The 22,666-nt window shown below is 60.1% G+C and carries 20 protein-coding genes; 8 read left to right on the top strand and 12 right to left on the bottom strand.

Annotation, left to right across the window (positions count from 1 at the left end):
* Positions 1-33 precede the first annotated feature (33 nt).
* The 7 genes from pcaQ to pcaG all read left to right on the top strand — a co-directional run bounded on the left by pcaQ (position 34) and on the right by pcaG (position 4,533).
* Entirely contained in the window at positions 34-957 is a 924-nt protein-coding gene (gene pcaQ, locus WH50_RS08815) for a pca operon transcription factor PcaQ (protein WP_110186974.1), read from the top strand.
* A 99-nt stretch (positions 958-1,056) separates the two neighbouring features.
* Complete coding sequence (locus WH50_RS08810; protein ID WP_104153418.1) at positions 1,057-1,215, top strand: YqaE/Pmp3 family membrane protein; 159 nt, start codon at positions 1,057-1,059, stop codon at positions 1,213-1,215.
* Positions 1,216-1,231: 16 nt separating this feature from the next.
* Positions 1,232-1,627 (top strand): T6SS amidase immunity protein Tai4 family protein, encoded by a 396-nt coding sequence (locus WH50_RS08805; protein ID WP_165838363.1) that lies wholly within the window; start codon positions 1,232-1,234, stop codon positions 1,625-1,627.
* 332 nt (positions 1,628-1,959) lie between these two features.
* Positions 1,960-2,772, top strand: a complete 813-nt coding sequence (gene pcaD, locus WH50_RS08800; protein WP_110186972.1) for a 3-oxoadipate enol-lactonase — start codon at positions 1,960-1,962, stop codon at positions 2,770-2,772.
* Positions 2,765-3,151, top strand: coding sequence for a 4-carboxymuconolactone decarboxylase (gene pcaC, locus WH50_RS08795; protein WP_243410045.1), 387 nt, complete (start codon positions 2,765-2,767; stop codon positions 3,149-3,151). Before pcaD ends, pcaC begins: the two co-directional genes overlap by 8 nt.
* Before the next feature lie 54 nt (positions 3,152-3,205).
* Positions 3,206-3,922: a protocatechuate 3,4-dioxygenase subunit beta gene (pcaH, locus tag WH50_RS08790; RefSeq protein ID WP_110186970.1), complete on the top strand. Its 717-nt coding sequence runs from the start codon at positions 3,206-3,208 to the stop codon at positions 3,920-3,922.
* A gap of 2 nt (positions 3,923-3,924) precedes the next feature.
* Positions 3,925-4,533 carry a protocatechuate 3,4-dioxygenase subunit alpha gene (gene pcaG, locus WH50_RS08785; protein ID WP_110186969.1) on the top strand — a complete coding sequence of 203 codons (609 nt, stop codon included), beginning with the start codon at positions 3,925-3,927 and terminating at the stop codon, positions 4,531-4,533.
* 199 nt (positions 4,534-4,732) lie between these two features.
* Here pcaG and WH50_RS08780 read toward each other — a convergent pair whose 3' ends face one another.
* Positions 4,733-6,694: an alkaline phosphatase D family protein gene (locus WH50_RS08780; RefSeq protein ID WP_110186987.1), complete on the bottom strand. Its 1,962-nt coding sequence runs from the start codon at positions 6,692-6,694 to the stop codon at positions 4,733-4,735.
* Between the two features lie 173 nt (positions 6,695-6,867).
* Between WH50_RS08780 and WH50_RS08775 the strand changes: the two genes are divergently transcribed.
* A complete protein-coding gene (locus tag WH50_RS08775; protein ID WP_110186968.1) occupies positions 6,868-9,879 on the top strand; it encodes a hypothetical protein in 3,012 nt (1,003 codons plus the stop codon).
* 10 nt (positions 9,880-9,889) lie between these two features.
* Here the strand turns inward: WH50_RS08775 and fabI are convergent, their stop codons facing one another.
* From fabI to WH50_RS08720, 11 genes are all read right to left on the bottom strand, one after another.
* Positions 9,890-10,669, bottom strand: a complete 780-nt coding sequence (gene fabI / locus WH50_RS08770) for an enoyl-ACP reductase FabI (RefSeq protein ID WP_110186967.1) — start codon at positions 10,667-10,669, stop codon at positions 9,890-9,892.
* 250 nt (positions 10,670-10,919) lie between these two features.
* On the bottom strand, positions 10,920-11,963 hold the full coding sequence (locus WH50_RS08765) for a TRAP transporter substrate-binding protein (RefSeq protein WP_110186966.1): 1,044 nt from the start codon (positions 11,961-11,963) through the stop codon (positions 10,920-10,922).
* A gap of 163 nt (positions 11,964-12,126) precedes the next feature.
* Entirely contained in the window at positions 12,127-13,413 is a 1,287-nt protein-coding gene (locus WH50_RS08760) for a TRAP transporter large permease (RefSeq protein WP_110186965.1), read from the bottom strand.
* Entirely contained in the window at positions 13,403-13,930 is a 528-nt protein-coding gene (locus WH50_RS08755) for a TRAP transporter small permease (RefSeq protein ID WP_110186964.1), read from the bottom strand. The genes WH50_RS08760 and WH50_RS08755 overlap by 11 nt, the downstream gene beginning before the upstream one ends.
* Positions 13,931-14,065: 135 nt before the next feature.
* Complete coding sequence (locus WH50_RS08750; RefSeq protein ID WP_110186963.1) at positions 14,066-15,070, bottom strand: TRAP transporter substrate-binding protein; 1,005 nt, start codon at positions 15,068-15,070, stop codon at positions 14,066-14,068.
* Positions 15,071-15,323: 253 nt separating this feature from the next.
* Complete coding sequence (locus WH50_RS08745) at positions 15,324-17,234, bottom strand: bifunctional sugar phosphate isomerase/epimerase/4-hydroxyphenylpyruvate dioxygenase family protein (protein WP_110186962.1); 1,911 nt, start codon at positions 17,232-17,234, stop codon at positions 15,324-15,326.
* A gap of 26 nt (positions 17,235-17,260) precedes the next feature.
* The gene (locus WH50_RS08740) at positions 17,261-18,772 is read right to left on the bottom strand and encodes a tripartite tricarboxylate transporter permease (RefSeq protein WP_110186961.1); all 1,512 of its coding nucleotides are present in this window, start codon (positions 18,770-18,772) and stop codon (positions 17,261-17,263) included.
* 14 nt (positions 18,773-18,786) lie between these two features.
* Positions 18,787-19,266 carry a tripartite tricarboxylate transporter TctB family protein gene (locus WH50_RS08735; protein ID WP_110186960.1) on the bottom strand — a complete coding sequence of 160 codons (480 nt, stop codon included), beginning with the start codon at positions 19,264-19,266 and terminating at the stop codon, positions 18,787-18,789.
* Positions 19,267-19,322: 56 nt separating this feature from the next.
* The gene (locus tag WH50_RS08730) at positions 19,323-20,351 is read right to left on the bottom strand and encodes a tripartite tricarboxylate transporter substrate binding protein (protein WP_110186959.1); all 1,029 of its coding nucleotides are present in this window, start codon (positions 20,349-20,351) and stop codon (positions 19,323-19,325) included.
* A 329-nt stretch (positions 20,352-20,680) separates the two neighbouring features.
* Positions 20,681-21,883 (bottom strand): 3-oxoadipyl-CoA thiolase, encoded by a 1,203-nt coding sequence (gene pcaF, locus WH50_RS08725; protein ID WP_110186958.1) that lies wholly within the window; start codon positions 21,881-21,883, stop codon positions 20,681-20,683.
* A 2-nt stretch (positions 21,884-21,885) separates the two neighbouring features.
* Entirely contained in the window at positions 21,886-22,665 is a 780-nt protein-coding gene (locus WH50_RS08720; RefSeq protein WP_110186957.1) for a CoA-transferase subunit beta, read from the bottom strand.
* Between the last annotated feature and the right edge of the window lies 1 nt (position 22,666).

The following is a 22,666-nucleotide window of genomic DNA, read 5'->3' as shown; positions in this document are numbered from 1 at the left end:
TCGCCCCCACAGTCTTCCTGACCGGAGTCGTCGATGTCAGCCCTGGATAACCGTATCAAGTTTCGCCATCTGCAGTGCTTCCTCGAAGTCGCACGCCAGGGCAGTGTCGGTAAAGCCGCGCAGGTGCTGGCCCTGACTCAGCCTGCCGTCTCCAAAAAGCTGGCAGAGCTGGAAGACATGCTGGGCGTGCAGCTGTTTGAACGCAGCAAGAAAGGCGTCACCCTGACCGCCTTCGGTGAAGTCTTCCTGCGTCATGCCGGTGCCAGTGTGGCGGCCCTGCGTGAGGGTGTCGACAGCATCCTGCAGGCACGCCGTGGCGATCTGCTGCTGCGCATCGGCGCTCTGCCCACGGTATCGGCGCGCATCATGCCCGACACGGTACGCAAGTTCAAAGCCAGCGGGGCTGATGCCACCGTCAGCGTCCAGACCGGCCCCAATGCCCTGCTGCTTGAGCAACTGCGTCTGGGTGAGCTGGATGTCGTGGTTGGCCGGCTGGCCGCCCCCGAGCAGATGACTGGCCTCAGCTTCAGTCATCTGTATTCCGAGCGGGTGGCACTGGTGACCCGCCCCGGCCATCCGCTGCAGCAGGACCATATCACCCGTCTGGACCGTATCCAGGACTTCACCGTGCTGCTGCCCTCGGATGACTCCATCATCCGCAGCACCGTAGACAAACTGCTGATCACCCATGGCATCGGCCATTTACCGGATCGTATTGAAACCATTTCCACCGAGTTTGGCCGCGACTATGTGCGTCACTCGGATGCCATCTGGATCATTTCCCACGGCGTGGTGGCCAAGGATATTGAAGAAGGCATCCTGATCGAGCTGGATATGGATACCCGTGACACCATGGGGCCGGTGGGTATCACGACCCGCACCGACCTGCAGGCCAGTGCCTCGCTGGAAATGCTGATCGACTGTATCCGTCAGGTTGCAGAAGGTATCCAGGCGTGAACAGCCTGTTTCGATCCCGTCACCGCGACTTGCCTGCGCACCTCATGGCAGCCAAACACAGGGATACCCCCTTTTGTGCTGAAACAGGAGTTTGCTGTCATGGATCTGATTCGCATCATCTTCGCTATCTTGCTGCCACCACTGGGCGTCTTTCTGCAGGTAGGCTTTGGCGGAGCCTTCTGGCTCAACATTCTGCTGACGCTGCTGGGCTATATCCCCGGTATCGTGCATGCTGTGTGGATCATTGCACGCCGCTAACCAACGAGTGGAGACCATGGGACGAAAATCTGTCAGCCTTGCCCTCAGCCTGTCACTGTCCGCGTTAACGCTGTCTGGCCTGTGGCTCTCGTCAGCCCGGGCCGATACCGGCCCCCAGTATTCGGCTCAGGATAAACTGCGCAACTGGGCACTGAGCCACTGTCTGGCCAAAGCCTACGGCACTGAAACCGCAGCCGGGCGGGATGCCTCCATCACCGCCAGCATTGCGCTGGAGCACAGCAAGGCCAGCGCGGAATCCATGCAGAAGCTCGACGCCATGGTGGACAAGTACCTGCGTCGCAGCTACAGCGGCCCGGTGCAGGGCCAGTTCAAAACCAAAAAGTGTCTTGACCTGTACACCAGTGCCGAGCTGAAGACCCTGAGCAAAAATATCGTTGCCAGAGATCGCTGAACGGTACTGCCGGTGAGCCGTCTCCTGCGGCCCACCGGCACTCTGTCCACATCGCCTCCCCCTTCTTTCCCTGTCGTACTCCCCCTGCAACCTGAGTCCTGCGCCTGACGCCTGCGGCAACACTGCGTCTTGCCCCCTGATGGCTGCTCACTATTGCAGCAACTCAAACGCATTCATTCCGTTTTCGATATATAAAACGGACAAAACCTCATTTTACATGCAGAAAATGGAGCGTATTTTTAAACCATTCGCTGATATAAGGATAAAGACAAACACCCACGGCGAAGCCTTCGCGCTTACGCCTGTCTTTATCCTGACAGGAGATCTGATTGATGAACGTGTTGAATATCGACGGTTGCCGCATCCACTACAGCCTGGAATCCACCAGCCAGGATGCCAGTGGCCCGATCATGGTATTTGCCAACTCCCTGGGGACTGACTTCCGCGTCTGGAATCCGCTGTTGCCTTACCTGAGCGCCGCCATCCCCGGTATTCGCTTCCTCCGCTATGACAAACGCGGCCACGGCCTGTCGACAGCCACCCCTGCTCCCTACCGCATGCAACGCCATATCGACGACCTCGTGGTGCTGCTCGACAGCCTGCAACTGAATCAGGTGCTGCTGTGCGGACTGTCGGTGGGGGGGGTGATCGCTCAGGGCGTGGCGGCACAGCGCCCCGATCTGGTCAAGGCACTGGTGCTCTGTGATACCGCTCACAAGATCGGCACCGAAGACGGCTGGAACACCCGCATCAGTCTGGTCAGGGAACAGGGTCTGGCCACCATCGCCGACAACATCATGAAGGTGTGGTTCGCCAGGGATTACCACGCCAACCATCAGGACAAGTTGCAGCTGTGGAAAAACATGCTGATCAACTCACCGGTCGAAGGTTACGTCGGCACCTGCGCGGCGCTGCGTGACAATGATCTGACCGCGTCAACCAGTCAGCTGACCCTGCCCACCCTGTGCGTGGTCGGCGAGGAAGACGGTTCCACACCGCCCGCTCTGGTGGAATCCATGGCGCAGCTGATCAAGGGATCCCGTTTTGTCACCCTGCCCGATGCCGCCCACATTCCCTGTGCGGAACAGCCTGAGGCGCTGGCAGGCCATATTGCCACCTTCTTCAAGGAGAACGGCCTTGTCTGATGAACGTTATGAAAGCGGCATGCAAGTGCGCCGCTCGGTATTGGGTGACAAGCACGTCGACCGTGCCAGTGCCAATATCACCGACTTTGATAAAGACTTTCAGCGCTTTATCACTGAAGCCGCTTGGGGCAGCGTCTGGAGCCGCGATGGCCTGAGCAAACGTGATCGCAGCCTGATCACCATCGCCCTGATGGCCGCGCTCGGCCATCACGATGAACTGGCGATGCACATCCGCGCCACCGTGAATACCGGTGCCACCGTGGAGGAAGTGAAGGAAGTGTTACTGCAGGTCGGCCTTTACGCCGGCGTACCGGCAGCCAACACCGCGATCAAGATCGCCAAAGAGGCCTATGCCAGCCTGGCGAACAATCCTGTATAGGCAGCGAAGCGTTATTACTGCCTGACGACAAGAACAAGCATTCAGGAGATTCCTATGAGCGCCCGTGATTACAAGGCCGCCTACGGCCAGCGCGACTGGAGCAGCCATCCCGGCTACATCGATGAAGGTTACAAGTCCACCCGTCTGCGCGGCGTGGATCAGGCTCTGGTAGAAGTGAGCACCACCCTGGCGGAAGACACCGGCCCGGTGTTCGGTGCCGAGCACGTCGGTCCGCTGGACAGCGATCTGACCAAGAACGGTCAGGTCAATGGCGAGCCACTGGGCGAGCGCATCATCGTTACCGGTCGTGTACTGGACGAACATGGCAACCCGGTCCCCAATACCCTGATCGAAGTCTGGCAGGCCAATGCCGCCGGTCGCTATGTACACAAGCGTGATCAGCACGATGCCCCGCTGGACCCCAACTTCCAGGGTTCAGGCCGTTGCGTCACTGACAGCGAAGGTCGTTACAAGTTCTACACCATCAAGCCCGGTGCCTATCCCTGGGGCAACCACCCCAACGCCTGGCGTCCGAACCATATTCACTTTTCATTGTTCGGGCCGACCATTCGCACCCGTCTGGTCACCCAGATGTATTTCCCCGGCGACCCCCTGCTCGACCTCGACCCGATTTACAAGGGCATTCCCGAAACGGCACGCAGCCGTCTGGTAAGCACCTTCTCCATTGATGTCACCGAGGAAAACTTCGCGCTGGGTTACATCTTCGATATCGTCCTGCGTGGCCCCAACGCCACCCCGCTGGAGGGCTGATCATGGCAGACAACAAGCTCAAGGAAACCCCAAGCCAAACCGTTGGCCCTTACTTCGCCTACGGCCTGACTCCGCGTCAGTACGGCTATCCGCTGCCCCCCATTACCTCCGGCAAGCTGGCCAGCGACAAGACCAAGGGGGATTACATCGAGATCGTCGGACAGGTGTTTGACGGTGCCGGTAACACCGTTGATGACGCCATGATTGAAATCTGGCAGGCCAACAGCAGCGGTCGCTTCGCCCACCCTGCGGATCAGCGTGAAGAGCGCGCACTGGACCCCGAGTTCAACGGTTTCGGTCGCATGGGCACCGGCACCCTGCCCGGTAACCACTTCCAGTTTGAGACCATCAAACCCGGCAGTATCGAAGACGGCCATGCGCCCTTTATCAACGTCATCGTCTTTATGCGTGGCCTGCTGATTCACTCCTACACCCGTCTGTATTTCGAGGATGAAGCGGCGGCCAACGCCCAGGACCCGATCCTCAATCAGGTGCCGGAAGGCCGTCGCCATACGCTGGTGGCCAAGCGTGTCGACAGCCCCTATGGCGTGCGTTATCGCTTTGATATCCGTATGCAGGGCGACAACGCCACGGTGTTCTTCGATTACTGAGTAACGCCTGAAGGCCAGCAGCACAGCCTGCTGCTGGCCGCTCCCGAGTTGTGCAACGTTACCCTTACGATGCCAACCGCTGCTCCTGCCCCGGTGCCTGTCTGACAGGCCCTGTCGTGTCTGGACGGGCAGGTACAGCCCCTTTCAAGGACCTTTGCGGGTCCTTTTTTCTTTATGGATCCGCACAGAACGACGCTGATCAGGCCCAGTGCTCCTCTTCCCCTTCGTGTACTTCAAAGGCCAGTTTGCGTCCGTCCACCATCAGCTGTACCACTTCCAGCGGCTCACCGGCCGGATCCAGCCGCACATACCCCATCCCCGCCCCATTGATCAGCCGTTCACCGCGCGAAGCCTGCTGTGGCCGACGGGGGTGAACCCGCATCCGCCGCCGTTTGGTCAGCCAGTTCAACGGCGACCAGGGGGCATACAGCCAGCGATTGAGACGGTCGAAGCTGTCGAGCAGACGGTGCGGGAACTCATTCTTCAGACCGCTGCTGGTGATTTGCCAGATTGTCGGCCCCTGCCGGCGAAAACGCAGATGAATGTCGTAGACAAAGGAGTAATGCACGTCGCCGGACAGGATGACGAAATGCTGCGGGGTGCGTGGATGACGGAAGATATTCAGCATCACGTTGGCCGCTCCCGGATGGGCCATCCAGTTCTCGGCGTCCACCATCAGCGGTTTGCCGAACCAGGTGAACAACCGCTGTATCGCCTCGATCAGCTTGACCCCGAATACCGGTGCCGGCGACACCAGTACGACAGCCTGACGGTCCATCAGCGTCTGTTGCAGCTCCACCAGCGCCTCCCAGTCCATCAGCCCTGACGGCCGGGCCAGACTGCGCTCGGAGCGCCAGCGCTGGGTGCGGGTATCCAGCACCACCAGTGCCGGTTCGGTAGCCAGCGCGTAGTGCCAGTAACGACTGCCGAGCAGATGTGTGATCAGTTCATCATGGCGCTGCGCAGCCTCACCCTGCTGCGCCTGCAGCAACCATTGCTGTAGTTCCGGCATCACCGCGGCAAAGCGTTCAGGCTGGTTACCCCAGCCCTGACACAGCAGATAACCCAGCAGTGCATTGCCAATAATGCGGCGGGAAAAGGCATTGCCATAAGCGGCCTCTTCCCACTCGGCATTCAGATTCCAGTCATCGGTGACATCGTGATCATCAAAGATCATATAGCTTGGCAGGTGAGCAAGGACTCGCCTCACCGCGGTAAGCCCACCAGCAAAGGCCTCAATATGCTCCCGCTCCCGCTCAAAGCACTGCCGGGCCTCGGCCGTCAGCCGCGCCGGGCACGCCAGCTGCAGCTGACGCCACAGCAGCGGTGACCAGACCAGACAGTACATGGCTACCACTTCAGCAAAGGTGATCAGATGGTTGTGTGCCGAGTCGGAGGTAAAGATCGGTTTGCGCACGCCGCGAAAGAAACGCCGTCTGACCTCTTCTGCCAGCGCCGTGTCCGGCAGCAGGTGCTGACGGTCGTAGTAACAATGCTCGCTGCCCAGCAGCTCAGCGGTGTTGCTGACCCTGGCCCCCTGCAACTGCTCCGGCCACAGCCCCAGCAGTGCCATCACCTGATGAATGGCAACCAGCATCGGGCCAGCTACATCATCGGCATAAATCTGATCACCGGAGAGCATCATCAGGCTGGGCCAGTGATCATTCTGCTGGCGATGTTCGGCCAGCCACTGATCGGCCCGCACCAGACCATCGCCAGCGGGGAAATGCGGCTTACGGCAAGAGCCATGCAACAGCTGGGTCAGCTGCTGACGCACCAGAATGCGTGGCAGCGCTTCATTGTCATAACACAGCTCGGGCGCCCACTGGCGTATCCCCAGCCAGTCCGCCTCAGGCTGATCAGCGTGCTGATACTGCAGGTCATAGCTGACCGGCTGATCATCAGGCAGTGGCTGCTCCAGCTGGAAATCGAGCAGGTGAATCCAGCAGCGCAGCCCCACCTGCAGGGCCTGAGAGGTTCCGGCCGGACGCTGCCCGGCCTGCTCCGCACCGTCACCGACGCTGAGTTTCAGCTGCCAGTGCAGTGGGCAAGTGCTTACCAGCCAGAACACCAGCCGGTTCGCTTCGGCACGCCGCAACAGCGGACCGGCAACAATGTCAGGCAAGCCGGAAGAGGCGGTGGCGAGGTCAGGGTGATCCATAACGGCATCCATACTGCTGTCTAAATTTGTCCATAGTGATGACGTCACCGTCCCCTTGCCAGTCAACAGCTGCTTCAGTCTGCTGCATGGAATGACATCACTGTCGGTGTGTTCTGCAACCAATCCCGCTGGAAAGCGACTCACATAGAATGCTTGAAGTCTCAGGAGGCGCCATGACACGGGTCACTCATGCCGGACTGCCGCAGACATCGCTGCTGGCCGCGGCGGGCCAGCCATCCACCTTACAGCGCTCGCAGTCGCTACCGGCCTCCGGTGCAGGCGCCGCCGCTCAGCAGGCTCGGCTGACCGACCGGCTGGCATCGCTGCAGCGCAGCAGCCACAGCGGCGTACAGCAGGAGTTGCAGCACCTGCTGGCGCAATCCTGGCTGTATCAGCGTACCCAGCAGCAATCGAGCCACGGCAGCGATTTTGCCGCACTGCGCCGACAGCAGCTGGCCAGTATCAAAGGCGGTGAACAGATCGCCAGTCAGTATGGCCTGCACTTCGCCCAGGAAGGTATGCCCCCTCGTACCGCCGACATCCGCCAGGGCAGCAAAATAGCCCTGCGCCACCCGCTGGATACCGACTACGTCAGGACCAAACCCTCCACCGCTCAGCTCGACCGCTGTCTGGCGCTGTATCACGCCAGCGGAGGTCAGAACGATAACAACATCATCTTTGTGAATAGCCGCCATGCAGCCAAGCAGATCGTCAAACAGCTGTGCCACGATGGTAAGACGCCTGAGCAGTTCACCACCACGGCCGATTATCTGAACCAGCACCTCAAGCCATTACAGCCAGGGCTGTTTGCCCTGAATCTGGAGAACGGTCTGGCCGTTGAGTATGGCAAGCGCTACTGCGAGCATTTTGGCGGCGCACCTTCTCTCTATGCGACCAGCGGCGTGAACAGTGGCCCCGTCGCCAGCGACCGCACCGTCGACAACCTCCAGCTGCTGCAGCGACTCAAACCACAGCAGGCCGATTCGGTCAGCACCGCCCTGCGCGCCATCCCGGCTGACCATGCCATGTCAGCACTGGCCGGGACGGCTGCCGCCCTGATCGACTCGCTGGTGACCACACTGGAAGAAAAAGGGCTGGACCAGCGGCACCGGCACAATCCGCTGTTAGCCAGTGGGCTGCAGGCGCTGCACGCGGTGGCTGACAGCATGCCCGCGCTCAGCCGTAACAGTGCGCAGTTCATCAATGCCTACAACATCCTGATGGAGGAAATGCAGGTTTGCCTGAGCGCCAGCCGCCCCTATACCCTGCACGACTTTCATCAGGCCGCGGCCTCGACCGGAGGGCATCACCTGCTGCCACCCGCACTGCGTCAGGACAGCGAAGTACGGCTGTTCAGCTCAGGGATGGCAGCGCTGTCGACCGGCCTCAATCTGTGCCGCAAGCTGGCAGGCAGCAGCAAGGTGGACGACCTGCTGAAACCGTCGGGGGAGAAGATCCCCAGCTACTACGAGACCAATACCGTCCGCGATTACCCGCAGCAGGCATCGCTGCTGAGTCGTGCCAAACACAGTCTGAGAGCCGGGCTGCACCTGCCCGGAATGAGTGGTGGGGCGTTCAGCGCCACCCTGCATGACAGCATCCCCAGCCAGAAGGGTCATCGCCCTGACATTACGGTGGACACCCTGGTCGGCGCCATCAACAGCAAACTGGCCGCGGCCTCGCGCTTCAGCAAACCGATGGTGGTGATGCTGGACACCACACTGGAGCAACGCGGTGAAGTCGACAGCCTGCTCCATCAGCTGGCCAAGCCCCTGCAACAGGGCAAGCTGCGGCTGATCCTGTGCAAGAGCCTGCAAAAGTACGCCAACCTCGGCTGCGGCAAAGCCATGGGTGGCACCGTGGCGCTGGTCTCGGTCAATGATCAGGCCGCGCAGCGGGCCAGACAAAGCCTGCAACTGGCAGAACGGGATGTGAACTGGATGGCAGGCAATGAAGCGCAGCTGCTGACCCATCTGCTTAAACAGCATGAGCACGAGTTTGATTTGCTTGATCACGCCAAACAGAATCTGGACTTCGTTGCCCGCACCTGTTTCCACGGTCTGGCCGGTCACGCCCGCTTCGATGCCCATGATCCGGCCATGCCCTATGCCGTCTTACTGCGTGATGACCAGACCAAACACACCCTGCATCTGACAGATCAATCTGGTGAGGTCAAAGTGGATATCGGCATGGCGGCCTATATCAATCACAACTACGTCAATCCGCGCGCCGGTTTCGGCTACGCCGACACCACTATCTCGTCCGCCCCCCTGAACGATCAGAATGCTGATCGCCTCTTTATCGGTCAGGAAAGCCATGCGGAGCTGACGGAAGCCTTCTATCTGGCAAGCAAAATGATGCAGCAGCCCCATTGCCAGTGGGGCTGGCCGCAGGCACGGCAGTTGATTGACGCGCTGGTCAACGAGGGCTTGCGGCAACACCCCATGGCCAGCAACCGTCCGTCTACCCTGGCACAGAAGCTGAACCATATCGGCCGTCAGGAACTCCCCGCCAGCCCTTCTGCACAGACAGGCGTGCTGGCACAGCGTCAGCAGCAGGAAACAAACCAGCGCAGCGGCTTCACCCTGAACAAGATCACTTCGGTGGTCAATTTTCTGGGTAACTTCACCCGTAAAATGGGCGTGCCGGAAGACTGGCAACGTGGCCCTGACCGTCAGTTACTGGATGAATTGCTCCCCCCGCTGATTCAGTCCGGGTTACCGGGGGTTTCCAACCTCGGCCGGACCAACATCATGGCGCTGCATACCTTCCTGTGCCGGGCCGACATGAGCAGCGAGGATCCGGCCCGGCAGCAGGCAGGACTGAAGCGGTTACTGGATGCCAGCAACCGGTTGCCCGGTCTGCCACAGCAGGTTGACAGTCTGCTGGCCATACCGGAGCAGGTGTTTACCGAGGCTGACAAAGCCACCCAAGAGCACGTTATCAACACCCTGCTGCTGCCTGCTGATATGCCGACGCGCCTCAGTGTGATCGGCAATCTGCTGGCATGGGGCAAGCACCAGCTGGCAGAACATTGCCTCACTGCGGCCGAGCAGAGCCTCGACCGTGGTGCACTGAAGCCGGAGACATTCAGCCAGACCAGCGCCCCGGGGCAGATCGCCACCCTCGGCCAGCAGGAGCGACTGGACTACTTACGCCAGCTGGCAGCCAGACGCCAGCCATAGGCGCACGATTTCAGGACATGATATTCAGCCCGGCATCGACAAACAGCGTGCTGCCGGTGAGGTGGGCACCCAGATCACTGACCAGAAATGCGGCCAGATGACCGACATCCTCAGGCGTACCCAGACGTTGCAGCGGCGAATGATGACGCCCCTTGTCGAGCAGCTGGTCAAACTGCTCAATGCCTGAAGCTGCGCGGGTCGGCATCGGCCCAGGCGACAGAGCATGCACACGAATGCCGCTGCTGCCCAGCTCTGCAGCCAGATAGCGGCTGGCACTTTCCAGCGCGGCTTTGACCGGCCCCATCAGGTTGTAGTGCGCCACCACCTTGTCAGCGCCGTAATAACTCATGGTCAGTAAGGTGCCGCCACCTGCCTGTTGCATCAGCGGCTCGGCCAGTCGGGCGGCGCGGACAAAGGAATGGCAGGACACATCCATAGCCTGGGCAAAGCCCTCGGCAGTGGAATCCAGCAGGCGCCCATGGAGTTCATCCAGCGGCGACCAGGCAATGGAATGCACCACAAAATCGAGCTTGCCCCAGTGTTCGGCCATGGCGGCAAACACCGCTTCCAGCTGCCCCGGCTGACGCACATCGCAGGGCAGCAGCAGCTCAGCCTGCAGCCGCTGCGCCAGCGGTTCAACATGGGGCCGGGCCTTGTCATTCAGATAGGTGACGCACAGCGCGGCACCGGCCTGCCGCAATGCCTGCGCACAGCCAAAGGCGATACTCTGCTCGTTGGCAATGCCCAGCACCAACCCGACCTTACCTTTCAAATCCACTGCCAATGCCATCCTGCCACTCCTGTGTCATGCGGGCGCAGTAGCACACGGCGCCCAGCCGCCAGCCACCCCGGCACTCAACGCGGGTCAAGTGCGACAGGCTGCTGGCCTGGTTCAATTCGGTTTGTGCAATGCAGTATAGAAGTATCCGAGGAAGGGCTGCCAGTGACGACGGACAACATCACCACATTCATTAACGCGGCCAGCAAAAAGCAAAACGGCTCATCAAGGGAGCCGTTTTGGTGATCTAACAGTCCAGCTATCAGATAGCACATTCACCCTGCAGGCGTTTGGCTTCGTCATAGACTTCGGTGGCGTTCTTGCCACTGGCATTGAGTTCATCCAGATAACCTTCGGTCGCCTTTTTCAGCGGCGCAGCCCAGGGGCCACTGGCCAGCGGATCCTTCACTTCAAGAATCGAGCCCTTGGCTTCGGCACGGCCTTCGGCATCCTGCGCGGCAAACACCGTTCCGGCCTTCATCGCCCACTTCATGCCGGAGTTGTCATCGATCACCTTCTTCAGGTTGTCCGGCAGGCGATCATAGGTTTTCTTGTTCATAGTGGTGACAAACACCAGCGAGTAGAACGGCACTTCGGTGTGCTCGTTAGACAGCTCGGACACACGGAAGGTTTTCAGCCCTTCCCAGTTGATCGCCACCCCATCCAGCAGGCCACGCTGCATGGAAGAATAAATCTCCGGTGCAGGCAGACCGACAGGCTGTGCGCCCATCTCGCTCAGCAGCTTGCCCACCACCGCGGTAGGACGACGGATACGCAGGCCCTGCAGATCTTCCGGGGTTTTCACTACCTTGTCGTTGGTATGGATATAACCCGGACCGGAAGCAAACAGGTACAGCACATGGCTGTCGGCGTATTCACTGGCGATCTTGCCTTCGTCATACAGTGACTGGGTGATACAGCTGCCCTGCTTGGCACTCATCGATACCCCCGGCAGTTCCACTACCTGTGACAGCGGGAAGCGACCAGCGGTATAGCCCTGCACAATGGCGGTGATATCGGCGATACCGTTGACCACTCCCTGATAGGCGGTGTCGGATTTGGTCAGGGTCTGGGCCGGGAAGATCTGCACCTTGAGTTCACCGTTGGACTCTTTCTCCACGGTGTCCGCCCAGGCCTGAAACACCTCTTTGTGAATAGCGGCAGTGGTTGGCCAGATATGGGCAAAGCGCAGGGTGGTGGTGGCACTGGCGGAGCCAGCGGCACAGGCCAGTGCTAGTCCGAGAGCGGCGCGTTTCCAGGCGCGGGCAGGACGTGATGCAACGACGGAACGAGAATTCAATGACATAAGCACCTCTGATTGTTGTTGTTACTGCGGTTGCTTGACGGACGGTGAGTACTGCGGTTGGTGTTACCTGAACAAAGACTCCGGGTATTCGCCCCCGCCCGCTACGGACGGAACGAACAGGTTTATGGCACAGGCTCACCACCCGTGAGCCAGTGCCTGTCAGTTACAGAAAGGCCGTAGCCATGATCGGAAACGCCAGCAACACCCCAAGACGCACAAAGTCCGAGATGATGAACGGCGTAACCCCACGGAATATCTTGTTGATAGCAATGTGCGGCGCCATGGCCTGAATGACGAAGACGTTCATCCCCACCGGCGGCGTGATCAGCCCCAGCTCGACCGTCAGTACCGTCACCACCCCGAACCACACCGGATCAATGCCCATGCCGACGACGATGGGGAACACCACCGGCACGGTCAGCAGCAGCATGGCGATGGAGTCCATAAAGCAGCCCAGCACGAAGTACATCAGCAGGATGCAGGCCATCACGCCGAAAGTGGTCATGTTCAGACTGACCACATAGTCGACGATGGAGAAGGAAATCCGCGATGCCGAGATCAGGTAGCCGAATACCGTGGCACCCAACAGCATGAAGAAGATCACGCTGGAAAGGATCAGGGTTTCCTTCACCGCCTGCATGAAGCCCTGCCAGCCGATATGCTGGCTGATGGCATACAGCAGCGTGATAAAGGCGCCGACCGCGGCAGCCTCGGTCGGCGTGAAGATACCGCCGTAGATGCCGCCGATGATCATCAGGAACACCAGCGCAAAGGGCACCATGCCGAGCACGGCCCTGAACTTCTCCGCCCAGGTGGTGGACGCCGCTTCACCCGCCAGATGCGGCCAGAACTTGACCACCACCGCAACGGTGATGATGTAGAACAGCAGACCCGCCAGACCGGGCAGGATACCGGCCATGAACATGTCACCCACCGACTGCTCGGTGATGATGGCATACAGCAGCAGGGCGATACTGGGTGGGATCATGATCCCCAGAGTGCCACCGGCGGCCAGCGTGCCAGCCGCCAGACCGGGAGCATAACCGCTGCGCTCCATCTCCGGCAGCGCAACCCGGCTCATGGTACTGGCGGTGGCCAGCGAAGAGCCGGAAATCGCGGAAAACACACCGCAGGCACTCACCGCTGCCAGCGCCATACCGCCGCGCCAGCCACCGAACATGCTGCGCGCCGCATTGAACAGCTGCTTGGCCATACCGGAGTGAGAAGCCAGCACGCCCATGAAGATAAACATGGGAATCGCGCTGTAGTCATAGTTGGCCAGCACTTCCTGCGGCACCGACTTGAGCATGGAAATCGCTGCATCCATGCTGGTCACCGCCGCAAAACCGAAAAAGCCCACCAGCAGCATGCTGAGGGCAATGGGCACACGCAACACCAGCAGAAGCAGCAGGATACCCATGCTCATACCGCCGATCATCTCAGAGCTCATGCTGTTCCTCCTGCCCGGTCTCGACCCCTGCCAGTCCGGCCAGGGTGTGAATCAGAGTACGAATGGCCATCACCGCAAACATGATGGCAGCGACGAAATACACCGGACCAATGGGCAGGGCCAGATCCTGCGTTACTTCGCCGTATTCCAGCGAATTGAAGCCTTCCTCCCAGGAGCCGTAGGCCAGCGCCGCACCGAGGACGGTAAAACCGATCAGATAGCAGCTGCCCATCAGCGCCTTGACCCGTGCCGGCAGCGCCTGAGTGAACAGCTCAACAACCACCTGCCCGCGCTCCACCGAAGCAGCCATGGCAGACAGCAGGGCAAAATACAGCAGGTACTTCACCATCTCGACACTGCCGACAATGGTGAAACCAAAACCCCCCGAGGTGAGCTTGTACAGCCAGCGGGTAATCACATCGACGACGGTAACCCCCATCAATCCAACCAGGGCAATTCCGGCAAAACCCAGACACAGCCACGACATCCCTTTCGACAGCTGCAACAACTTGAACATAACCTCTTCTCCCGCTTGACTACCCGGGCTTCGGGCTGACGCCCGCAACAACTGCCCCGGTAGAGTGCATCACCTGCGGGCAGGGCCCGGCGGCCCTGCCTGTCCGTCTGACAGAGTCAGAACGTATTCAGGTCGTTACATCGCGCACTGGCTGCGCAGTGCCAGCGCCTCGTCATACACCGCCTGACCGTTCTTCGCTTTCAGATCACCCAGATAGTCCTTGATGGCCGCGTTCAGCGGACCACCCCAGCTGGGATCGTTCAGCGGATCGTTGATCTCGACGATATTGCCCTTGGCTTCGGCGCGACCGGCCTTGTCTTCGGCATCGAAGACTTCACCGGCTTTCTTCGACCAGGCCAGACCCGAATGCTCATCGATCACCTTTTTCAGATTGTCGGGCAGACGGTCATAGGTCTTCTTGTTCATGGTGGCGACGAACACCAGCGAGTAGAAAGGCACCTGGGTGTGCTGATTGGACAGCTCATTGAGACGGAAGGTTTTCATGCCTTCCCACGGCAGGCTGACGCCATCGAGCAGACCACGCTGCATGGAAGAGTAGATTTCCGGTGCGGGCATACCGATGGGCTGTGCACCCAGCTCAGTGAGAATCTTGCCGACCACGGCGCTGGGGCGACGGATACGCAGACCCTTGAGGTCATCCGGCACCTTCACTTCCTTGTCGGTGGTATGAATGTAGCCGGGGCCGGTGGAGAACATGAACAGTACATGGGAGTCTTTGTACTCGTCCGCCAGCATGCCCTTGTCATACAGCGACTGGGTGATGCAGCCACCCTGAGTGGCGCTGAGTGACACGCCGGGCAGCTCTACCACCTGAGTCAGCGGGAAACGACCGGCGGTGTAGCCTTGCGCAGTGGCAGCGATATCAGAGATACCGTTGACGGCGCCCTGATAGGCTGCATCCGCTTTGGTCAGAGTCTGGGAGGGGAACAGCTGCACCTTGAGTTCGCCATTGGAGGCTTTTTCCACATCATCGGCCCAGGCCTGGAAGACCTCCTTGTGAATGGCCGAGGTGGCCGGCCAGAAGTGCGAGAAGCGCAGGGTGGTGGTGGCACTGGCATAAGCGGTGGTCAGGGACAGGGCGGCCGCGAGGGCTGCCTTGGTCAGGAGCTTGTGATTCATATATACACCTGTGTTGTAGTTTTTAGTTGGTTTACGTCCCTGTTCATTCTCCCGTTACACCCCGCCCGGCCAGCTGTACCTGATAGGCTCGTGCGGGGTGTTATGGCACAGATCCGGGGTGTTTTCCGGCTGCGCTTTTACAGTTGCCGCTGTATCGATGTGGCGCGCGACCGGTCTGACACCCTGTCAAAAAGGTCACGTGCTCTGGCAGATACACCGGCCAAGGCTGTTTTGTTATGTACTGAGCCCCGTATCAATACAGGGCCAGCAGGCTTTCCAGTCGGCGCTGCTTGTCGCGGTACTCACGCGACTGGCAGCCCATGCGCACATGGGAGTTCACTTCGCCGTAGCGGTCATACCCCCCTGCCCGCTGCAGGATCTCGAAGAACACCCCGTGTACCTCGCGGGTATAGAGGTGGAAAAACTCACCGTCATCATTGCGGTCATAGAGAATATTGAGCGCCTGCATACGGCTGACCAGCGCCTCGTCGAGGTCGTACTTGATCGCCAGTTCGGTGTAATAGTTGGCCGGAATCGGCAGCACATAACGGCGGTCGACGGCTTCGGCGGCGTGGAAAATGTCATCGCAGGCAAAAGCAATTTGCTGAATACCCGAGCCCTTGGCCTGCCGCAGGAAGCGCTGGGACGACGACTGCTGGTTGGCTGACATGTTGAGCGGGATACGCACCCGCTTGTCGGCATTGGTAATGGTGCGGCTGACCACCGTGCCGTAGAGGTCAAACAGGTCCTGATTGGACTCCACCTCGAACCCGAACACGCTCTTGTAGAAGAAGGACGCCGAGAGAAAATCCCCCGGATTGACGGTCTGGGCGATATGGTCGATGCGCGTCAGGCCGAGTGCTGCGGTGCTGGCCTGTTTCAGCGGGAAGAAGTCGACGTCGTAGAACTTCAGCCGCTCACTGTGCTCGACAAAGTACACCACGCTGTCGCCGACCCCACGCACCGCCGGGATGTTCAGCTCACCGGGGCCGATCTTGTTGCCCATGCGCGGGCACAGGAAGTATTCGGCACGCCTGAGCATGGCGCCCAGATCGCGGGTGGAGAAGCCTAGCGCACAAACGGACACCCCGTGCAGCAGGAAATGCGAGTGCGCCATGCTTTCCATTTCGTGGTTCAGCACCAGATTGATCTGCCCCTGCCGCCACAGGCTGACGTCTTTGGAGCGATGCCGGTGGCTTTCCTCGAAGCCCAGCCCTGTCAGCAGCGCCGTCAGTTCGGCGGCTTCCTCACCGTCAATGGCAAACTCGATAAACTCCAGATCATCCACCGACGCCTGCGGTGGCAGCACACCCACTTCCTCCTGCTCGGCCAGCACACTGGCCTGTTCGGACTGACGGGCCAGCTGCTCATCCATCCACAGCATGGAGCGCATGCCGTCCACTGCCTTGGGTTTGGGCGGTGCCGCGCGGAAGTCATCGTTGAAGATTTCATGGGAAATATAACCGCGGTAGCCACGCTGCTGCAGACAGGCCATCAGCTCAAGCACCGGCATGTCGCCCTGACCGGGAAAGCAGCGGAAATGCCGGCTCAGCTGCAGGGTTTCCATTTGCAGGCGGGGCGCATCGGCCAGCTGCACATAGCTCAGCTTGTTGAGCGGTAACTGCTGCAACAGGGCCAGATCACTGCCTGCGGCAAACAGATGGAAGGAATTCACTACCAGACCCAGATGGGAGTGATCCGCCATGCGGACGATCTCCCAGGCCTGTTCATAACGGTTGACGTGCCGACCCCAGGCCAGCGCGCTGTAGCCCACCGCAATACCGTGGGCCTTGCCCATTTCCGCCAGACGGGCCAGATCAGCGGCCGCCTGTTCGTTATTGTCCTGCGCCTGCGCCGAGGTATTACTGCAGACCAGCAGATGCTGCGCCCCCAGGCGCTGCATCAGCTCGAACTTGCGCGCCGCGCGCAGCAGGTTCTTCTTCATGGTCTCCTCGGGCAGCGCCTCGAAATCACGCAGGGGCTGCAAGGAGAGGATATCGAGGGAAAAGGAACGGGCCAGTTCCCGCACCTCTTCCGGCGTTCGGTCAAACAGCATCAGGTCGTTTTCAAAGATTTCCACGCCCTGATAGCCTGCTGCCGCACAGGCTTCGAACTTTTCATACAGGTCACCGGAGAGGGTGACGGTGGCAATGGCCTTTCTCATATCCAGACTCCTCGCGCCCCGGCCTGTTACGCCGCCTTGGCCTTAGCTAAACCCGCTTTCAGCTTAGTCCACAATGGTGTCTGGCCGATCAGCATGAACAGGATGGCCAGGGTCAGCACCAGGGAAATCGGGTTGGTCAGCAGGTCCATGAAGAAGGCGTCAGGGGTGTTGTTCACCGACATCATGGCGCGCCGGTAAGACACATCCATCAGCGGCCCCAGAATCACGCCGAGAATCACCGGGCCGATCTGGAAACCGTACATCTTCAGCAGATAACCGAAGATACCGAAGCCCAGCATCCAGTAGATGTCGACCACGTTGTTGTTGATGGCATAGGCCCCCACCACCGACAACAGCACGATCAGGGGAATCAGCACGCCCTTGGGAATCTCCACGATCTTGGCGAACAGGCGGATGCCCATCAGACCGAAGATCAGCATGAAGATATTGGCCAGCGTCAGGTTGCCGACACTGAACCAGAACAGATGGGGCGTTTCGATCATCAACATCGGGCCGGGTTTGAGGCCGTGGATATAGAGCGCGCCGATCATCACGGCCGTCACCGCATCGCCCGGAATACCAAGGGTCAGCATCGGAATATAAGCACCACCGACGGCGGCATTGTTGGCCGCTTCCGGCGCTACCAGCCCTTCATAGGCCCCCTGTCCGAACGGCCGGGAAGGCTTCTTCACCGAACGCTTGGCGTGGTCATAGGCAAACAGCGCGGCAATGTCACCGCCGGTCCCCGGCAGGGCCCCGATGATCACACCGATAAAAGAGGTACGGATGGACAGTGGAATGTACTTCACCACCGTGCTCCACGACGGCAGGATCTTCGACACGTCCTGACGAATCACCACATCTTTCAGATGATGCAGCTGGCTGATGGCTTCGGAGATACCGAACATGCCGATCATCACCACCACATAAGGAATGCCGCCAAGCAGGGTCACACTGTCAAAGGTGAAGCGGCCTTCGGCTGTCAGCGGGTCCATTCCCACCATGCCGATGGTGATCCCCAGCGCGCCGGAGAACAGCCCCTTGGCCAGTGATTCACCCGACATGCTGCCCACCAGCAGCAGCCCCATCACCGCCAGCAGCAGGTAATCACGGGGGGCGAACATCAGGGCGAAATCCGCCACCATCGGGGCTGCCAGCGCCAGTACCACGATACCGACCATACCGCCGATAAAGGACACCACGGTGGTCACGCCGATGGCCTTGCCCGCCTCCCCCAGCTTGGCCAGCGGGAAGCCATCAAAGCTGGTGGCAATGGCCGATGGCGCGCCGGGAATATTGAGCAGAATGGCCGTGCGCGAGCCACCATAGACGCCGCCCATGTAGACCCCGACCATCAGCGCCAGCGCGTCGTTGACCTCCCAGGAGAAGGTGAAGGAAATCAGGATGGAAACAGCCATGGTCACCGACAGGCCGGGAATGGCGCCGATATAGATACCGGCAAAGGTGCCCAGCGCCGTCAGCATCATCAGCGACGGATCCAGCCAGGGCATCAGGAAGTAGGACAGATCAGTACTCATCACTCACCTTCCCCTTATGGCAGCACAACGCTGAACAGATACTGAAAAATCACGTACACCGCGCCAAGGCTGATGACCGTGATACCGGCCGCTTTCACCACGCCCTGTTGCCACAGCACCATGAAGGAGACAAACAGGAACACCGCAGAGCTGTAGAAGAAGCCGATATAGGACAAGGCCAGCAGATACAGCACCAGCAGTACGCAGTAACTGAGCACCACCGGACGGAACAGATGCGCCACAGCGGCTCCCAGATGGTGGGCCAGTGATACCGATGCCTCACGGCCTTCCCCGCGCTGGGCGCCATTGAACACCAGGTAAATACCGGTCACGACCATGATGCCGGTGGAAAACAGCGGCATGGCACCGGGCGAACTCCAGGAAGAGAGCGCAGCGATGCCATAGGCCTCAAACAGCAGAAAGGCGGAAACCGCCAGCAACAGCAGGGTGAAGATCACCTCACCGGCACGCACATGAGTGGTTGCTTTCATCATCAATCTCCCGACCCTCCCTGATGTCAGACATCAGGGAGGTGAGTTACTACTCAATCTCAGGGGCGTGGAATGCCCAGTTCTTCAGGAGATATCTTGGCCGCACCGGCATCCTGCAGCAGCCAGGCGCTGACGGACTGGTTGTGCTTCAGGTACTGGACGGCTTCATCACCATGGATGTTCAGCGGCGTCGCACCGAAGTCCTTGATGAAGTCCTGGAACTGAGGCTCAGCAACGGCTTTGGCAAAGGCATCGGTCAGTGCTTTGACCGCTTCTTCAGGTGTACCCTGCTTGACGAAGATGCCGTAGAACGGTCCCCAGGGCAGGAATTTCTTGAACGCCGGGAAGTCTTCAGTGATCAGCGGCACGTTTTCCATGCCGGGCACGGCGGTGTCAGACACCACGGCCAGCGCTTTCAGGCGACCGGCTTTCAGCTGTTCACGGGCAGCGGTCAGGCCGACGGCCATAAAGTCGATATGGCCACCTTCCAGCGCCGTCATACCGGGGCCTTCACCGTCGAAGGGCACGGTCAGCACGGGCATCTCCGTGGTGGTTTTCAGCATTGAGCTGACGACGAAGGGCAGTGAGCCGGGGCCGGCGGTGCCCATCTTGATGGTATCGGGATGCGCCTTGACGTCATCGACGATGTCCTTAACGGTCTTCCATTCCTTGTCGGCACGGGTAACGATCACCGTGGTGCCACTGGCAATGATGTTGACCGGAATAAAGCTGCTGTAGTCCAGTTTGGACAGGCCCAGCACGCCATGAATCTGTGGGTTCTCGGCACCGTACAGGACGGTGTAGCCATTGGCAGGGCGGCTGAAGACATAGTTGGTGGAGATCGCACCGGCACCGCCTGATTTGTTGGTCAGGACGATTTTCTTGCCGAGGTATTTTTCCACATGAGGCGTCAGGGCGCGGGCGACGTTGTCGGTGGCGCCACCGGCCCCCCACATGATCACACCCTGCAGATCCTTATCGGGGAAATCCGCGGCAAAGGCAGAACTCAGGGACAGGGAACCAGCCAGCAGGGCAGCGGCAGCGCCTTTCAAAAGAGTGGTCAGCGAGGTCTTCTTGGTTGTACGCATTTATTCACACCTGTGTTTTGTATTTTTTTGAAGTGTCACATCTGCGGGCGTCATCCCTAACGCCTGCCCTTACATCGCTTGCCGCCATCCTCTGTGTGATCGCTAACCGGCGTCGTCAGGCAGAACTGGCGGGCGGTGCAGTCACCGCCCAGCCACAGTGGCACTTCCGCGCACCACTGTGATGAAAAACCCCGTCAAGGCTAGCGCTAACATCAACGTGTGTTCGCATAACCCGGTCAGGATTCTGGCGCCGGTGCTCGTTGCCGGGCCACCGGAGCCATGTCTTTTTCGCGCTGCGAGCCGAGCTCACCGCACGTTCACTGTCTTAATCAGACGCGCTCGATCACCATGGCGATCCCCTGACCAACACCGATACACATGGTGCACAGGGCATAGCGTCCACCGATCAGCTGCAACTGATTGGCGGCGGTCGTCACCAGACGGGCGCCGGACATGCCCAGCGGATGGCCAAGGGCAATAGCGCCACCGTTGGGGTTGACCCGGGCATCATCGTCAGCCAGACCCAGACCACGGGTGCAGGCCAGCGCCTGAGCGGCAAATGCTTCGTTGAACTCCATCACATCCATCTGATCAAGGGTCATGCCCAGACGTTTCATCAGCTTCTGGGTGGCGGCAATCGGGCCGATCCCCATGATGCGTGGCTCCACCCCGGCGGTCGCCATGCCGACGATGCGGGCAATGGGCTGCAGACCGTGTTGCTGCACGGCGGCTTCAGAGGCAATCAACATGGCGCAGGCGCCGTCGTTGACACCGCTGGCGTTACCGGCAGTGATGGAACCGCCTTTGCGGAAAGGCGTAGGCAGGGTTGCCAGCTTGTCCAGTGTGCTCTGTGGGCGCGGATGCTCATCGGTATCGAACACCAGCGGATCCTGCTTCTTGCGGGGGATCTCAATGGCGACGATTTCCTGTTTGAAGCGTCCTTCGGCCTGGGCACGAGCGGTTTTCTGCTGTGAACGATAGGCAAACAGATCCTGATCTTCGCGGCTGATGCTGAACTGCTCGGCGACGTTTTCGGCGGTCTCCGGCATGGTGTCGACGCCGTACTGCGCCTTCATCAGCGGGTTGACGAAGCGCCAGCCGATGGTGGTATCTTCGATCGCCTGATTACGGCTGAAGGCGCTGTCGGCCTTGCCCATGACGAAGGGCGCACGGGACATGGATTCCACGCCCCCGGCCAGTACCAGCTCCAGCTCACCGGCTGCCACCGCGCGTGCAGCGGTGCCGACAGCATCCAGACCCGAGCCGCACAGGCGGTTCATGGTGGTGCCGGGCACCGAGAACGGCAGCCCAGCCAGCAGTGACGACATACGGGCGACGTTGCGGTTGTCTTCACCGGCCTGATTGGCACAGCCCATGATGACTTCTTCAATGGCCGCGGCATCAATACCTGAGCGGTTTACCACCGCCTTGATGACCTGCGCCAGCATGTCGTCAGGACGCACGCTGGACAGGGTGCCGCCGTAGCTGCCGATGGCAGTACGCAGAGGCTGGGCAATGTATACGTTGTTCATTATCAGGCTCCGGAAGCAGCGTGGAAGGCAGCGGTGCGGGCTTTCAGCTCACGCAGGATGCTCAGCTCCTGCTCGCTGGGTTCGGCAGTTTCCGCCACGCTGTCGGCAAAGCGGATGGCCCAGCCGGTCGCTTCGATGATCTGTTCACGGCTGACGCCGGGGTGAATGGAGGTCACGATCAGCTCGTTAGTGCCTTCTTCCGGCGCCATGATGCACAGGTCAGTGATGACGCGGGTCGGGCCCTTACCGATGACCTTGTATTTTTCCCGCGCCTTGCCATCACGGCCGTAACCCACGGAAGTAACGAAGTCAGGGTTATCGACGAAGGTGCGCTTGGAATGCTTGAGGGTGATGAACACTTCCTTGGAGGAGGTGGCAATCTCCGGTGCACCGCCGCCGCCGGGCAGACGGGTCTTGGGTGCATCGTAAGGGCCGATCACGGTGGTATTAAGGTTGCCGAAACGGTCAACCTGCGCCGCGCCGAGGAAGCCGACGTCGACTTTGCCACCCTGCAGCCAGTAGCGGAACATTTCCGGTACTGACACGGTGGTCAGTGCGGTTTCGCACAGCTCGCCGTCACCGATGGACAGCGGCAGCACATTGGGCTTGGTCTGGATGGTGCCTGATTCATAGATCAGCACCACGTCAGGGGCATGGGTCAGACGGGCCAGGTTGGCCGCTTCGCTGGGCAGACCGATGCCGACGAAGCAGACGGCGCCATTGGGCAGCGAACGGGCGGCGGTGACGGTCATCATTTCACTGGGAGTGTAGGTAGCAGTCATG

The organism is Pokkaliibacter plantistimulans (assembly GCF_003194385.1).
Classification (GTDB): Bacteria; Pseudomonadota; Gammaproteobacteria; order Pseudomonadales; family Balneatricaceae; genus Pokkaliibacter; species Pokkaliibacter plantistimulans.
This window is presented reverse-complemented; position numbering and strand designations above follow the sequence as displayed.